This window comes from Georgenia faecalis (assembly GCF_003710105.1).
GTDB lineage: Bacteria > Actinomycetota > Actinomycetes > Actinomycetales > Actinomycetaceae > Georgenia_A > Georgenia_A faecalis.
Window position 1 is genome coordinate 2,991,016 of sequence record NZ_CP033325.1, and the last position, 15,774, is coordinate 3,006,789.

Sequence of the window (15,774 nt, forward strand, 5' to 3'; positions counted from 1 at the left end):
GGGCCGTCGGTGCTGCCGTGCGTCAGTCGGCGAGACCGCGCGCGTTAGGCACGCAGTGCGTCATCTGCAGCCCGGTGACGTCGCGCGGGCCGTTGTGGCCCAGGTTGGCGAGGCGGGCGAGCTCCTCCTCCGTGAGCCGCTGGTGCGGCAGCGGGGCGAGGCCACGGACGTCGTCCGCGGTGATGCCGAGACCCTCACCGACGCGCGAGCCAAGCTCGTCGTCGCACATGAGGAAGTGCCAGACCATGCGCTCCTGGACGCCGCGGGAGGCGGCGCCGACGTTCGCGACGAGGTTCGCCACGAGGTCGTCCTTCTCCCACTGCTCCATGAGCTGGTAGCGCTGGCCGGCCTGCATGTAGTCGTTGCGGCGCTCCAGCTGCTCGCGGACGAGGCGGCCGCGCAGCTCCGGGCCGAGCTCCTCGTTGCGGTCGTGGATGTCCGACTCGACGAGCCCGCCGTCGTGCGAGGGCTCGTAGTTGATGTGCGGGTTGCCCGTGGGGTCCTGGTAGAACGCCATCTGGCCGTCGCGCTGGTTGGTGCGCACCGGGACCTTGGGGGCGTTGACCGGGATCTGCAGGTAGTTCGGGCCGACGCGGTAGCGCTGGGTGTCGGAGTAGGAGAACGTCCGCCCCACGAGCATCTTGTCGTCGGAGAACTCGAGGCCGTCGACGAGGACGCCGGTGCCGAACGCGATCTGCTCGTTCTGCGTGTGGTGGTCGGTGATGTTCTCGTTGAGGACCATCGTGCCCACCTTGAGCGGCGGGAACTCGTTCTCGGGCCAGACCTTGGTGTCGTCCAGCGGGTCGAAGTCGAGCTCGGGGTGCTCGTCGTCGCTCATGATCTGGACGAGGAGGTCCCACTTGGGGAAGTCGCCGCGCTCGATGGCCTGGTGGAGGTCCAGCGAGGCGTGGCCGGTGTCGTGGGCCTGGATCGCGGCGGCGTCCTCCTCGGTGAGGGAGCGCACGCCCTGGTGGGGCATCCAGTGGTACTTGACGAGGTGGCTGACGCCCTCGGCGTTGACCCAGCGGTAGGTGTTGACGCCGAAGCCCTGCTGGTGGCGGTAGGTCGCCGGGATGCCGCGCGGGGAGAAGAGGTTGACGAGCATGTGCATCGACTCGGGGGTCTGCGACATGAAGTCGAAGATCCGCGCCGGGTCCTGGCGGAAGGTGACCGGGTCCGGCTTGAGGGAGTGGATGACGTCGGGGAACTTGATGGCGTCGCGGATGAAGAACACGCCGAGGTTGTTCCCCACCATGTCCCAGTTGCCGTCCTCCGTGTAGAACTTCACGGCGAACCCGCGGGGGTCGCGGGCCGCCTCGGAGGAGTCGCGGCCGCCGATGACCGTGGAGAACCGGATGGCGAGCGGGGTGCGCTTGCCGGCCTCGGAGAACAGCTTCGCGCGGGTGTACTTCGCGATGGGCTCGTCGCCGAGCATGCCGGTGGCCTCGAAGTAGCCGAAGGCGACCTTGCCGCGGGCGTGGACCACGCGCTCGGGGATCCGCTCGCGGTCGAAGTGGGAGACCTTCTCGAGGAACTGGTAGTTCTCCAGCGTGGCGGGGCCGCGCGACCCGACGGTGCGGGTGTTCTGGTTGTTGGCGACGGGATGACCCTGGCGGGTGGTGAGCGTCTCGCGCTCTTCTCGGTCGGTCATAGGACGGTCCTTCCTGTGGTGGGGTACTGCTCCTCGGCCGCGCACCGGGGGCACAGCCCCCAGTAGGTGATCTCTGCGGTCTCGAGGGTGAAGCCGTGGTCCTCGGCCGGCGAGAGGCACGGGGCCGCACCGACGGCGCAGTCGACGTCGCGGACGACGCCGCAGCTGCGGCACACGAGGTGGTGGTGGTTGTCGCCGACCCGCGCCTCGAAGCGCGCGGGCTGGCCGGCGGGCTCGATGCGGCTCGCGAGGCCGGCGCGGGTGAGGGCGTCGAGGCAGTCGTAGATCGCCTGCGTGGAGACGTCGCCGAGCCGCTCGCGCACCAGGCCGGCCACCGCCGCCGCGGTGAGGTGGTCGCCGCTCGCCTCGCTGAGCACGTCGAGCACGGCGCCGCGCTGTGCGGTCACCCGCAGGCCGGCGGCGCGCAGGTGGTCGACGGCTGTGGGCATGACCTCATGCCACCACCTTTTCTGGAACGGGTCAACTCTTTGGGGCGCTCCTCACGGAACCCCGTCACCTCAGCGCGGCGGGATCGGGCCGAGCAGCGCGTTCGCCCAGGCCCCGTGGACGGACTCGTCGTCGCTGGGGTGGAAGATCCCCGCGAGTACGTCGCGGTAGAGCCGCGACAGCTCCGACCGGGTGAAGTAGGAGGACCCGCCGGAGACCCGCACCGCCTTCTCGACGACGTCCTTCGCCGCCTCGGTGGCCCGGGCCTTGACCGCGGAGAGCTGGGGCATCCACAGCGCGCCGCGGTCCACCTGGTCGTCGACGTCGCGGGCGATCTGGGCGATCTGCGGGTAGATGCCGTCGAGCTGGATGGCGGCGTCGGCCAGGCGCCAGCGGATGTCGGGGTCGTGCGCGTACGGCGCGCCGCCGTTCTTCATCGACCGCCGCTTGTGGACGGTCTCCACGGCGACGTCGATGGCCCGCCGGGCGATGCCGGTGTAGACCGCGGCGAGGAGGATCTCGAAGTTCGCGAAGATCCCGAAGATGAAGGGGTCCGCCGTGGGCCCGGGCGGGATGCGGCGGACCACCCGGTCGGCGGGCGCGGTGGCGCCGGTGAGCACGGTGGTGCACGACTGGGAGGCGCGCATCCCCATGGTGTCCCAGTCGTCCTTGACCTCGACGCCACCGCCGTCGCGGGTGATGAACCCCCACACCGAGTGGGGGCCGTCGTCGCCGGTGGTGTCGGTGCCGAAGGTGCCCAGGCGGGTCCACCCCGGCGAGAGGGAGGTGAAGATCTTCGTGCCGTAGAAGGCGTACCCGCCCGAACCGTCGGGGCGCGCCTCGCTCGCGGAGCCGAAGAGCACCAGGTCGTTGCCGGCCTCGGAGACACCGAAGGCGAACACCTCCCCCGCCGCGGCCTCGGTGAGGACGAAGTCGAGCGAGTGGTCGCCGCGGTCGTGGACGAGCCGGGCCACCCCCACCCACACGTGGTGCATGTTCACTGCGAGGGCCGTCGCCGGGGAGGCGCCGGCCAGGCGCATCTGCTCGCGGGTCATCTCCTCGAGGGTGAGGCCGCCACCCCCCATCTCGGCGGGGACGAAGGCGGTGAGGTAGCCGGCCTCCTTGAGCTCGACGAGGTCCTCGTCGAAGAAGGCGTTCTCCCGGTCGTAGCGCGGGGCGCGCTCCCGGATCCGGTCGAGCAAGTCGTCGCTGAGGATCGCGCTCACGGTCATCCCTCCGGTGTGCTGATGGGGCCAACTCGACACTAACCCCGGCACGCCGACGCCCCGCCCCGCGGCGGCGGGACGGGGCGTCAGGGGGCCTCAGCGGGCGAGGACGTGCCTGCGCACCCCCGCGGCGCCGAGCAGCGCGAGCAGCAGGGCCGCGGCGAGCACCGGCCCGGTCGTCCCCGCCCCGGTGGCCGGGAGTCCGTCACCCGGCCGGCCGCCCGGGTGCCCGGGGCCCGGCGCGCCCGGGTCTCCCGACGGCGCGCCCGGGCCGTCGGTCGGGTTTACCCCGCCGGTCGGGCCGTCCGTGGGGGGCTCCGTCGTCGGCGGATCCGTCGGCTCGTCCGTCGTCGGCGGATCCGTCGGCTCGTCCGTCGTCGGCGGATCCGTCGGCTCGTCCGTCGTCGGCGGATCCGTCGGCTCGTCCGTCGTCGGCGGATCCGTCGGCTCGTCCGTCGTCGGCGGATCCGTCGGCTCGTCCGTCGTCGGCGGATCCGTCGGCTCGTCCGTCGTCGGCGGGTCCGTCGGCTCGTCCGTCGTCGGCGGGTCCGTCGGCACCTCGGCGCCGGTGACCGTCACCGTGGCGCGCTGGACGCCCTCCGGGTTCCCGGCCACGTCGGTGGAGGCGAACTCCACGGGGTGCTCCCCCGCCCCCTCGATCACCACCGGCTCGGGACCGGCGGTGATCCACTCCCCGCCGTCGACCCGGTAGGCCGTGCGGCCCACGCCGCTGACGGCGTCGCTGGCGTCGAAAGACACCGTCGCCGTGCCCGGGGCGTGCTCGACCGCCATCGTCGTCACCGGGGCCGTGGCGTCCACGGACACCGCCAGCTGGCCGGTGGCGGTGTTCCCCGCGGCGTCGGTCGCCCGGTAGGCGACGACGTGCCGGCCCTCCTCGGCGAGCACCACGGGCTCGGTGTACCCCACCCAGCCCGCTCCGGCATCGAGCTGGACGCGCGGTGCCGCGTCGCGGTTGTCCGACGCCGTCAGCGCGACCGTGGCCGGGGAGCGGAACCACCCGTGGTCCCCGATGGTCCCCTCGACGACGCGCGCGCCGACGTCCGGAGCCTGGCTGTCCGCCGCCAGGGGCAGGACCCACAGGTCGGCGACCGACGGGTCGAAGAAGCCCGCGGCGTCGGTCGGGTACTCGAACCGCACCCGCACGGAGCCGTCGTTGTCGAGCACCTCGGGGTCGTCCACCAGCAGGTCGTAGACCTCGGTACCCGCACCCGCGGTGCGCGTGACGACCTGAGTCGCGACCCGGACGTCGTCGACGTAGACGTGGTACTTCTTCGTCCGAGGGAGCCCGAACGTCTCGATGGCGCGCAGGACGAACGGCTCACCGGCGACCACGTCGACGTCCACCGCGAACCACGACCCCGGGAAGCCGTTGTGGGCGTAGCGCCGGGTGAGCCCGGCCTCCACGTTCACCCCGCTGCTGGACGAGGCCGTGATGCCGTGCGCCGCCTCCGAGGGGCCGTCGCCGAAGTCCACGTGGTCGAGGACCTCCCCGGTCGGGGGGGCCGGCAGGACCACCTCGACCTGGCCCGTCGTGTCCGCGAGGACGGCGCCGGCCTGCTCGAAGGACACCGTGACCGGGTGCGGCCCGGCGACGACGTCGAGGGGGATGGCCAGGGGCACGCTGACGGCCCGGCTCTCGCCCGGCCCGAGCACCACCGGTGCGGACGGCACCGGCTGGCGCCACCCGTCCGGTGCCCGCACCACGAGGTGGCCATGGACCTCGGTGGCCGCCCGGTTGGTCACAGTCGCCGTGAGCGTCGTGCGGTCGGGCGGGTCGACGTCCGCCTGCTCGCTGGTCACCGCGCCGATCTCCACCTGGGAGGCGACCGACCCCCACACCCGTGTCGAGGTCAGCGTGAAGGTGCCCTCCTCGACGGTGAAGGTCACGGTCGTCGTCACGTTGACGGGCCCGCGCTCGTGGTGCGCGGGCACCGTGGCCGTGAAGGGCACCTCGGCGGAGCCGCCCGCGGGGACGGTGCCCGGGTCGGGGTCGGGCACGTCGACCGCCCAGGACTCCACGGCGACGGCGACGGAGACGTCACGCAGCGGCTGGTCGGCGCGGGAGGCGATCCGGACCGTCCCGTCGACGACCTGCCCGGCGACGACGTCCGCGTCGAGCGGGTCCGCGGTGACGGTGACGCCGAGGGCGGTCGCGGTGACGCCGGAGAGGCGACGCTGCAGGTCCGCCACCCGGGGCCGCAGCTCGTCGAGGGCCGGCTGCGCGAGGCCGGCGCCCTCGACCCAGCGGGACAGGTCCGCCACTTCCGCGCCCGCGTCGAGCAGGTGCCCGCTCTGGGCGGCACGGTCACCGTCGGTGGCGACGGCCGCCGCCACCGACGCGCGGGTGCGGTCGACGGCGTCCGTGACGTGGCGGTGCTGGTCGTCCGCCAGGTCATCGTCCGCGGCCAGGCCGGCGGCAGCGGTGTCCAGGGCGTCCAGCGCGAGGAGGACCTCCCCCAGGGCGTACTGCTGCTCGCTCCGTCGGGTGATGGGCAGCGCGTTGAACGCCAGCAGCCCCACGCCCCGGGTGGTCCTGATGAAGGGGCCGTCCCCCAGGTGCCCGAGGTAGGTGAGGCCGGTCGCCTCCGGCGCCGGGCGCGAGAGGGCGAGCTCCAGGCGCCCGCCCCCCGCGTAGCGGACGTCGGTGATGGTCGCGTCGGAGCCGAGCAGGCGGAAGTCGGCCTCGACGCCGTCGTCGACGGTGAGCGCGTCGGTCGCGGACGCGAGCTGCACCTCGAGGGAGGCGCCGTCGCGGGTGGCGAGCTCGACCGACAGGGGGTTGGGGGCGGCGACGCCGTCGGACGGGCCACCGAAGAGGTCCCGACGGACGGTGTCGGCCACCTGGTCGCCGAGGGCGCGGTACCCGGGCCACGTGAAGTGGCAGCCGTCGTGGCCGGGTACGGCCGTCGTGGAGAGCACCGTGACCCCGTCGGTCGACCCGAGCCGGCGCTGCGCGTCACGGAGCGCGGCCCCCGCGACGCTGAAGCACCCCGTCGTGCGCACCTGGAAGACGTAGTACTCCGGGTCCTCCGCGCGCGCGCCCCCGAGGTCCGTCCGCCAGTCGGCCAGCAACGCCCGGAACCCGGTGAGGTGGCGCGTGGCGTCCTCCCCCTCGTGCTCGCCCTGGTACCAGAAGACGCCGGAGAGGTCGTCGCGGAGGCCGGCCGCGCCCAGCCGCTGCCGCAGGCGGCCGTAGTTCGTGCGGATGTCGCCGGGGTCGGCGTCGTTGCGCTGGAGGAACTCCACCGACGCGCCGTCGTGGGCACCGTTGAGGAGGGCCACCGGCACGCGCTCGCTCTCCACGAGGGAGTGCGCCATCCGCAGGGCCCACTGGCCGACGGCCGCCTGGTTGAAGCTGAGGTCGCCGCCGGCGTAGTTCCACGCGCGGTCCGCGGCGGAGATCGACGGGTCGGGGGTGGTGGAACCGAAGGAGCGGATGAACTCCGACTCCTCGACGGTGGACCCGGCCGTGTGCGCCGCGGCCTGCGCGTTCGACTGACCCTGGATGACGTACGCGTCACCGGAGACCACGTGCGTCCAGTGCCCGACGGTCCGCGGCACCCCGGCGGTGACCGCCTCGAGCCTGAGGTCGTAGTCGTGCAGGCCGGCGGTGATCCGGGAGTCGAAGGAGAAGGCCGGCCCGGACTGCTCCGCCACCTCGCTGACCCCCTCGGAGGTCACGGTGAGGCGCACGCGGTCGACGTCCGGGTCCGTCACGGTGCCGGCGACGGTGACGTCCGCGCCGTCGTCGTCGTCCCGCGGGAAGAGCTGGCGGTCCTGCGGCGCCGACGAGAGGCTCACCACCGAGGGCCGGGCGTAGATCGTCAGGGTCCGCTCGGAGAAGTCGTCGGCGTTCTCGGCGAAGGTCCAGTCCGGGGAGCCGGAGGCGGGGGCGCCGATCCCGACGTCGAGCGGGAGGCTCGCGTCCTTGGTGAACTGGTTGAGGGCGAGCACGGTGGTGGGCAGCACGTCCGACTGCGGCTCGTCCCCGACGGCGCTCACCTGGAAGCTGCCGTGGGTGCCGACGGCGGGACTGTCGTCCGCGTCGTAGACCGCCGGGGAGGCGTTCGCCACCTGCCGGCTGCCGGTCGGCTCGTAGGTGTTCGGCCACATCTCGAGGTAGCCGGTCATGCCCTGGCCCGTGCGGACGCTGCCCACGTTCGAGGCGACCGTGAGGTCGTCCACGCGCTGGCGGGTGACCTGGCCGGCCCGGGTGTGGGGTCCGAGCCGTGACACGTCGTCGGTGAACGGCTCCATCGCGGCCCAGACCCACCGGGAGGCGTCACCGGCGACCGTCTCGAGGCAGTAGCCCACGCGGTCGAAGCCGTCCGCCACGGCGTCCGTGCCGTCGAAGGAGTAGGGCGGCGTGCGGTCCATCCACGCCGCCGCCACCGGCACCTCGAGCTGGAGGACCGGGACGAGGCCGTCGGAGGTGGCCTGCGCCGAGCACGGCGTCGGGGCCGCCTCTCCGTCCGCCGCCCGGGCGAGCGGCGCGGTGGTGACGAGGCCGCCGAGGACGGCGAGGACCAGTCCGGCGGCCGCCCCTGTCCGGGCGCCCTCCGCACGGCGGGCCTTCGGACGGGCGTGGGGCTGACGTGCTCGGGACATCGCGCGCTCCTGGCGGTCACGGGGACGAGGGCAGAGGGGACCCGCCCGCGCCCCCGCCGGTCAGCGGGGGCGCAGGCGTGTCGCGGGGCGGGTCAGGACATGGCGCGCCGGCGCAGGACCGCCGCACCCATGAGGGCGAGCAGCAGGCCTGCGACCAGCACCGGAGCGATCGTTGCCCCGGTCGACGGGAGGTCGTCCCCGGGGTCGCCCGGGCGGGCCGGGTCGCCCGGTCCGTCAGGGCCGTCGCCGGTCGGGTCCACCCCACCGGTCGGGCCGTCCGTCGGGTCCACCCCACCGCTCGGGTCCTCCGTGGGCGGCTCCGTCGTCGGGGGCTCCGTCGTCGGGGGCTCCGTCGTCGGGGGCTCCGTCGTCGGGGGCTCCGTCGTCGGGGGCTCCGTCGTCGGGGGCTCCGTGGTCGGCGGCTCCGTCGTCGGGGGCTCCGTGGTCGGCGGCTCCGTGGTCGGCGGCTCCGTGGTCGGCGGCTCCGTCGTCGGCGGGTCCGTCGGGTCCTCCTGGGCCGTGGTGAAGAGGTAGTCCCCCGACCCCACGCGGTACCGCTCGACGCCGTCGCCGCTGCCGAGGTGCTCGACGCCGTCGGCCTCGTCGGCCGGGACGTCCCCCTCGCGGACCGACTGCCCGTCCTCGACCGGCACCGACACCTCCGCGCTGGTGCCCACGGGCACGTGGACGCGGAGCGCGAGCTCGTCGTCCGCGCGTTCCCACGCGACGTCGACGGGCCCGTAGGGCGTGGTCGTGGACGCCTCCGCGTGGGTCATGCCGCCGAGGAGCTGCGGCGCGACAGCGAAGCTGCGGTACGCGGGCTCGAGGATCCGCAGCCCCGCGAGGTCCTCGTAGAACCAGTCGTCGATCGTCCCCCCGAGGAAGTAGTGGTTGCGGGAGCGGTAGTCGCCCCAGTGCTCCCACAGCGACGTCGAGCCCTCCGCGAACCACCGGCCCCAGCTGGGGAAGTCGGTCTGCGTGGCCACCGTGTACGCGAGCTCCCCGTGGCCGTACTGGGTGAGCACGGGCAGGAGGTACTTCGTGCCGAGCACCCCGGTCCAGAGGTGGCTGTCCCGCACCTCGACGATGTCGCGAGCGAGGTTGTCCGCGACCGCCTGCTCGTCGCCCTCCGGCACGAGGCCGAAGGCGAGCGCGAGCACGTTGTGGGTCTGGCGGTACCCGGAGCCCGCGGTGCCCGAGTCGGTGTAGACGTGCGCGTCAGCGTCGTAGAACGTCGCGTTGAACGCCTCGGCGATCTCCTCCGCCTCGGCGCGCAGCGCGTCGGCGTCCTCGTCCTCGCCGAGCAGCTCGGCCATGTCCGCGGCCGTCTGCGTCATCTCGTAGACGTACGCCGTGGCGGCCACGCGCATGTCCTCGGGCGGGTTCCCCACGGCGTCGGGCGGGAGGTAGTCGCCCAGGCCGGTCGAGGAGATGTTCCCGACGGCGGTCGCGTGCTCGAGCCGGACGTACCGGAGGATCCCCTCGTAGTGCTCAGTGAGGACGTCGGTGTCACCGGTGTACTCGTAGAGCCACCACGGGATGAGGACGTACGCCGCGTGCCACGTGGGCGAGGCCTGCGCGTCGCCCCAGTTCCAGTCGGGGTCCGGGGCGATGAGGGCCGGTCGGCCCTGCTCGTCCCGGGAGTCGCTCACGTCCCGCAGCCACTTGGTGAGGAACGCCTCGACGTCGAGGTTGCGCAGGAAGAGCTCCGCACCGAGCTGGGCGTCACCCGTCCAGCCGTTCTTCTCGTACATCGGGGTGTCGGTCGGCAGGTGGTGGAAGTTGTTGAGCACCGTGAGGACGGCCGCGTCGTGGATGGTGTCGAACAGCTCGGTCGAGCTGGAGAACTCCCCCGTGGAGGCGACGTCGGTGTGCAGCAGGCGTCCCTCGATGTCCTCCACCGTGGGGGCGTCGCCGGGCCAGCCGGTGATCTCGACGTAGGCGAAGCCCTTGTAGGAGAACTTCGGCTCCCACACCTCGGGCTCACCGGTCCCGGCGAGGGTGTACCGGTCGGTCTGGAAGTCGCCCCCGCTGAAGCCGGACGAGGAGTCGAGGTTGCCGTTGGCGAGCAACCGCTCGCCGTACCGCAGGCGCACCTGCGTGCCGGCGGGGCCCTCGACCGAGATGCGCGCCCACCCGGCGATCTGGCGGGGCAGGTGGGCGACGTAGACCCCGGGCGAGGGGTTGGTGATCTGCGTCGGCGCGACCGTCTCGATGATGCGCACCGGAGGCTGGGTACGGGCGACGAGGGCGCCCTCGGGGCCGTCCACGACGCTGGCCGGCCGCCAGGTGGAGTCGTCGTAGCCCGGCCGGTCGAAGCCGGGGCGGGCGAAGCGTGCGTCGTACATGTCGCCCTCGTACATCGAGTCGAACCGCGTCGGGCCGGCCGTCGTGGTCCAGCCGTTGTCCGTGGCGACCTCCTGCACGGTGCCGTCCTCGAGGACGACGCGCAGGATGGCGCGGACGGTGGGCTCGTCGTGCCACGGCGAGCTCTCCCAGTTCCACGAGGTACGCGTGGTCACCCCGTAGAAGCCCCGGCCGAGCTCGAGGCCCAGGGCGTTGCCGCCCTCGGCGAGCAGGTCGGTGACGTCGTGCGTCGCGTACTGGACGCGGTCCTCGTAGTCGGTCGTGCCGACCGAGAGCACCTCGTCCGCCACCGGCTGACCGTTGAGACGGGCGTCGACGAGCCCGCCCGCGGCGATGTAGAGGCGGGCCGACGCGATGGGGCCGTCGATCGTGAAGTCCTGGCGCAGCAGTGGCGCGGGCGCCACGCCGGTCCCGATGGCGACGTTGGAGCCCCAGTCGCCCTGGCCGTAGAGCGCGTGCACGACGGCGGGCGCCCAGGCGGAGTCGTCGTACCCGGTCGCGGTCCAGTCACCGCCCGCGGTCTGGGACGAGAGCCAGTCGCCGTCGCTGACGATCTCGGTGACCCGCCCGTCGGCGTACCGGAGGAAGATCTTCGCCAGGACGCCGGCCGGGCTGTTCGCCCCGCTGGCGAAGCGGCGGTTGAACGCCCGGACCGCCACGGTGTTGGTCCCCGGCTCGAGCTCGAGCGGGTACGCGCGCGCCTCGCGCCAGGCCTCGCTGGACGTCGAGGACGTCCCCACGATGTCCCCGTTGACGTGCGCGGTGTAGCTGTCGTCGGCCGTGATGACGAGGTCCGCGGAGACGAGCGGGGAGTCGTCGGAGACCTCGAAGGTGCGCCGGAAGAACCGCTCCCCCTCGGGCGCCGCGGGAGCGACGCCGTCCGGGTACCAGATCCACGACGCGCCGGTGACGTTGACGGCCGTGCCCACGGCCGGCGGCAGCGCGACGCCGCGCCCCCAGGGCCCGGTGCCGTACGCCCCGTGGCTCACGGTGCTGCTCCAGACGTCGTCGTCGAACGACGGCGCCGTCCAGCCCTCGACGAGGGCGTCGTGCGTGCGCCACCCGGCGCCGGAGTCCAGGACGACGGTGCTGCCGTCGGACAGGACCGCGCGGGCCCGGGCGAGGACGCCGGCGGGGCTCCGCGTGACGCCGTTGGCCTCCCAGGCGTTCCAGGCCTCGATGGCGATGGTGTTCGTCCCCGGCTCCAGGGCGATCGGGTAGCGCTGCGCGCCCTGCCAGGTGTGCTGCCCGGCGGGGCTGGCCCCGACGAGCGCGCCGTTGACGTGGACGCGGTAGGTGTTGTCCGCAGTGATGAGCAGCTCGGCGGCGTCGACCGCCGCCCCCTCGGGCACCTCGAGTGTGCCGCGGAAGTAGCGGGTGCCCTGCGGGGCCGACGGCGGGGTGCCGTCGGGGAACCACATCCAGTGGGCGTCGTCGAGCGTGAGCGGTGCGGCCGTCCGTGGCGGCTGCGGGCCGGCGATCCACTCGGCGCCGTCCCACTCCTCAGCGGGCAGCCCGGTCTCGAACCAGCTCACCTCGCTCGCGGTGCCGGCCGGGTCGGCGGTAGTGCGGACCTCGACCTTCCAGAAGTACCGGGTGGCCGGCGCGAGGGCCGGCCCGCCGTACCGGGCGTCGTAGGGCAGGGCCGAGGCGACGAGGCCGCTGTCCCACACGTCGCCCTCCCCCGCCGCGACGTCCGCCTCGGACGTGCCGACGAGGATGCGGTAGTGCGTCTGCACCACGCCACGCTCCGAGGAGGAGCTCACCCAGGAGAACCGGGGCTGCTCCTCCTCGAGGCCGAGGGGCGTCGTCCGGTCCTCCACCTGGAGGTCGGTGACGGTGGCGGCATCGGCCGAGGCGGTGCCGGCGGTGCCGACCCCGATGGTGGCCGCGAGGAGCGCGACCAGGACGAACCCGAGGGTTCGGACCCACTGCGTGGGGCGATCAAGGCCCGCCCTGGCCGCGCTCCTGTGCGTCATGCTCCGTGCACCTCCGTGCGACGGCGGGCGATGAGCGCCCCGCCGGCCAGCAGCAGCGCCACCATCAGGGCGAGCGCCCCGATCTCGGCGCCGGTGCGCGGGAGGTCGTCACCGGCGCCGGGTCGGCCGCCGGGGGGCGTGCGGCCGTCGTCGCCCGCGGGGGGCGTCGTGTCGTCGTCGCCGGCGCCGCCGCCCGGGGTGGTGGGCGGGTCGGTCGGCTCGTCCGTCGTGGGCGGGTCGGTCGGCTCGTCCGTCGTGGTGGGCGGGTCCGTCGGGTCCGTGGGCGGGTCCGTCGGGTCGGTGGGCGGGTCCGTCGGGTCCGTGGGCGGGTCCGTCGGGTCGGTCGGCGGGTCCGTCGGGTCGGTCGGCGGGTCCGTCGGGTCGGTCGGCGGGTCCGTCGGGTCCGTGGGCGGGTCCGTCGGGTCGGTCGGCGGGTCCGTCGGGTCCGTGGGCGGGTCCGTCGGGTCGGTCGGCGGGTCCGTCGGGTCGACCTCGGGGGCCTCGACGAGGAACGGGGCGGTCCAGGTCTGCCCGCCGGGTCCAGTGATGGTCACCGTGCCGGTGTGGTCGACGGCCTCGGCGTAGGTGTGCTCGCCGCTGACCTGGAACAGGGAGTTGCCCACCTTCCCGGCAGCGTTGGTGCCGGTGAGCACCCCGGCGGTGGTGGTGCCGTCACCCCAGGCGATGCTCGCGGTGAGGTCCTCCACCCGCAGGGTCGGTGAGGCGACGGTCGCGACGGTGCCCTCCACGCTGGTGTCGTCCTCGTCGATCTCGTGGATCGTCCCGGCGGCGGTGGTCTCCCACGCCACGTTGGGGTCGGGCCAGAAGTTCGTGCCGGCGAACTGCCAGCGCGGGCCCTGGACAGCCAGGCGCTCGAGGAAGGACCGCGAGTCGGCGGTGAGCTCCTGCGGGGACCAGGCCAGGTCGAGCAGGGAGGCCAGGCGCGGGAACACCTTGTGCTCCACGTCCACCGCGCCGCCGCTGTTGTTCTCCCCCCAGGCCGGGCCCTCGATACCGATGATGTCCTCGTCCCGAAGGCCGTACTCGGTCTGCAGGCTGACGCCCCGGTAGTCGTCGATGACGTTCGACGGGTCCCAGTCGTGCGTGCTGAACGCGTTGTGCTGGGGGTAGGGGTAGTCGAGGTACGCGCGCGCCGTCGGGGAGAGGATGACGTCGTTACCGCCCTCGAACCACTCCCGCTCCGCCTCGTAGCTCTGGTCGCGCCAGTACTGGTGGATCGAGGACGGCTCGAGGTCGGCCATGGGGATCGGGGTCCAGCCGACCATGCGCTTGTCGTGGTCGATGACGATGCCCTCGACGAGCTTGATGAAGTCGATGTAGGGCTGGCCCGAGATGGACTCGTCCCCACCGATGTGGAACAGGTCGGAGTTCACCAGCGGGGCGATCTCCCCGATGACGTCATCGAGGAACTCGGCGACCACCGGGGCGTCCGGGCACACGGTGTCCGTGCGCCCGCAGGCCAGCTCGGGGTAGGCCCGGATGGCCGCGGTGGAGTGGCCCGGGACGTCGATCTCCGGAATCACCTCGATGTGGCGGGCGTCGGCGTAGGCGACGATCTGGGAGAACTGCTCCTGGGTGTAGAACCCCGAGCGTCCCCCGGGCATCGACATGGGGCCGCCGATCTCCGTCAGGCGCGGCCAGGACTCGATCTCGATGCGCCAGCCCTGGTCGTCGGACAGGTGCATGTGCAGCCGGCTGCCCTTCATCGTCGCCATCGCGTCGATGATGTCCAGCACGCCGTCCAGCTCGATGAAGTTACGGGCCGGGTCGAGCATGACGCCGCGGTGGGCGAAGCGGGGGTAGTCGACGATCTCGGTCGCCTCCACCTGCCACGGCCCGGGCCGGACCACGTCCCCGGTGATCTCCGCCGGGAGCAGCTGGAGGAGCGTCTGGGTGCCGTTGAACAGCCCGTGCGTGGTGCCCGCACCGATCCGCACGCCCTGCTCGGCGACCTCGAGGGTGTACCCCTCGGTGGTGGCCAGGTCCGGACCCTCGGGGGCCTCCTCGGCCCCCAGGACCAGGGCGATGTCCCCCGCCTCGGGGGTACCGGTGACCACCGGCAGGTCGAACCCGGTCGCCGGACGGAGGTCCTCGGCCAGCAGCTCCGCCTCGGCCCGCGCCCCCTCCGGGGCGACGATCCGGGCGTCCTCGCCCAGCACGAACGCCTCACCCGCGCCGTCGGTCTGGGACACCGGCGCCGGCAGGACCTGCCCACCCGGCGCCGCCGGGGCCTGCGGCCCCGACCACACCTGGAAGCTCCACAGCGAGTACCCGTAGGTCGTCGCCGTGGCGAGGCCCTGCATCCGCACGAAGGAGACCGGCTCCTCCAGGCCGAGGACGTACTCGGTCCGTCCGGCGGCGGGGCCGTTCACCTCGCGCACGGTCGTCCAGGTGGTGCCGTCCGTCGACGTCTGGATGGCGAACGTCGCCGGGCGCGCCGTCTCCCAGTCGGTGACGACGCTCCACACCGGGGAGGGCTCGGCGAGCTCCACCTGGAACCAGTCGTTGGTCGGGTTGTAGGTGCTGGGCGGCGGCTCGGCCGGGTTGGTCCGGGCGTAGTCCGATCCCCAGCGGGTGCCCGACTCACCGTCGATGGCGTTGCCCGGGGCGAACTTCGCCGTGTTGCCGGTGTACACCGACTTCGCCGTGGCCGTCCCCTCCTGGGCGACGTCCGTGCCGTACTCCCAGTCCGCGGGGTCCGGCAGCGGCTCGGCCACGTCCCAGACCTCGAACGCCCATAGTGAGTACCCCCACCGGTTGGCGGGCGTGATGCCCTGCATCCGGACGAAGGAGGTCTCCTCGATGTCGAGGACGTACTCCGTGCGCCCCACCGCCGGGTTGTTCACCGTGCGCACCGTCGTCCACTCGGCGCCATCGTCGGAGACCTGGATGGTGAACGCCGACGGGCGTGCGGTCTGCCAGTTGAAGGCCACCTTGTGGACCGGGCTCGGCTCCGCCAGCGCGATCTGGATCCAGTCGTTCGACGGGTCGTGATCGCTCGGCGGGTTGGGTGCCTCTTCGTTCCCGTGGACGTAGTCCGAGCCCCAGCGGGTGGTGGAGTCGCCGTCGTTGGCGTGCTCCACGGCGAACTGCGGGTTGGGGTACACGGAGGCCGCGGTCGCGGTGCCCTCGAGGGCGATGTCGCGCGGAACCACCTCGTCGGCGAGCGCCGGGCCACCGGCGACGAGCGCAGCCGGTGCCATCAACGCCAATGATCCGAGGACGCCGAGCGCCCATCGGCCTATCGACCTAACTGCCATGATTCGTCAATGCCTTTCGTTGGTCACGCTGGGGGGGTGAGGAGGCCTGCGCTAGCGCGCGGGCAGAATGGGGCCCGCCCGGCGCCGGGCGGGGCGCACACGCTCGGCGCACGAGGAAAGGTGCACGGCGAAGCTCATGGGTTCCGGTCCCGTCGGCGGCGGTGCAGGGGCGGTGTGGCGACAATGCCCTGAAT

At 73.3% G+C, this 15,774-nt stretch carries 6 protein-coding genes; all 6 read right to left on the reverse strand.

What is annotated here, in order from left to right; translation table 11 throughout:
• Positions 1 to 22 precede the first annotated feature (22 nt).
• Positions 23 to 1,651 (reverse strand): catalase, encoded by a 1,629-nt coding sequence (locus EBO36_RS13125; protein WP_122825019.1) that lies wholly within the window; start codon positions 1,649 to 1,651, stop codon positions 23 to 25.
• Positions 1,648 to 2,100 (reverse strand): Fur family transcriptional regulator, encoded by a 453-nt coding sequence (locus tag EBO36_RS13130; protein WP_122825020.1) that lies wholly within the window; start codon positions 2,098 to 2,100, stop codon positions 1,648 to 1,650. The genes EBO36_RS13125 and EBO36_RS13130 overlap by 4 nt, the downstream gene beginning before the upstream one ends.
• A gap of 69 nt (positions 2,101 to 2,169) precedes the next feature.
• Positions 2,170 to 3,330 (reverse strand): acyl-CoA dehydrogenase family protein, encoded by a 1,161-nt coding sequence (locus EBO36_RS13135; RefSeq protein ID WP_122825021.1) that lies wholly within the window; start codon positions 3,328 to 3,330, stop codon positions 2,170 to 2,172.
• 90 nt (positions 3,331 to 3,420) lie between these two features.
• Positions 3,421 to 7,953, reverse strand: coding sequence for an OmpL47-type beta-barrel domain-containing protein (locus EBO36_RS13140; RefSeq protein ID WP_122825022.1), 4,533 nt, complete (start codon positions 7,951 to 7,953; stop codon positions 3,421 to 3,423).
• Between the two features lie 92 nt (positions 7,954 to 8,045).
• On the reverse strand, positions 8,046 to 12,299 hold the full coding sequence (locus EBO36_RS13145; RefSeq protein ID WP_122825023.1) for an alpha-L-rhamnosidase: 4,254 nt from the start codon (positions 12,297 to 12,299) through the stop codon (positions 8,046 to 8,048).
• Positions 12,296 to 15,523, reverse strand: a complete 3,228-nt coding sequence (locus tag EBO36_RS15380) for a family 20 glycosylhydrolase (protein WP_164471474.1) — start codon at positions 15,521 to 15,523, stop codon at positions 12,296 to 12,298. The genes EBO36_RS13145 and EBO36_RS15380 overlap by 4 nt, the downstream gene beginning before the upstream one ends.
• Positions 15,524 to 15,774: the final 251 nt, after the last annotated feature.

What these genes read in the sequence shown, in the direction of transcription:
- EBO36_RS13125 (WP_122825019.1), bottom strand. Translation starts at nt 1,651, where the DNA reads ATGACCGACCGAGAAGAGCGCGAGACGCTCACCACCCGCCAGGGTCAT.
- EBO36_RS13130 (WP_122825020.1), bottom strand. Translation starts at nt 2,100, where the DNA reads ATGCCCACAGCCGTCGACCACCTGCGCGCCGCCGGCCTGCGGGTGACC.
- EBO36_RS13135 (WP_122825021.1), bottom strand. Translation starts at nt 3,330, where the DNA reads ATGACCGTGAGCGCGATCCTCAGCGACGACTTGCTCGACCGGATCCGG.
- EBO36_RS13140 (WP_122825022.1), bottom strand. Translation starts at nt 7,953, where the DNA reads ATGTCCCGAGCACGTCAGCCCCACGCCCGTCCGAAGGCCCGCCGTGCG.
- EBO36_RS13145 (WP_122825023.1), bottom strand. Translation starts at nt 12,299, where the DNA reads ATGACGCACAGGAGCGCGGCCAGGGCGGGCCTTGATCGCCCCACGCAG.
- EBO36_RS15380 (WP_164471474.1), bottom strand. Translation starts at nt 15,523, where the DNA reads ATGGCACCGGCTGCGCTCGTCGCCGGTGGCCCGGCGCTCGCCGACGAG.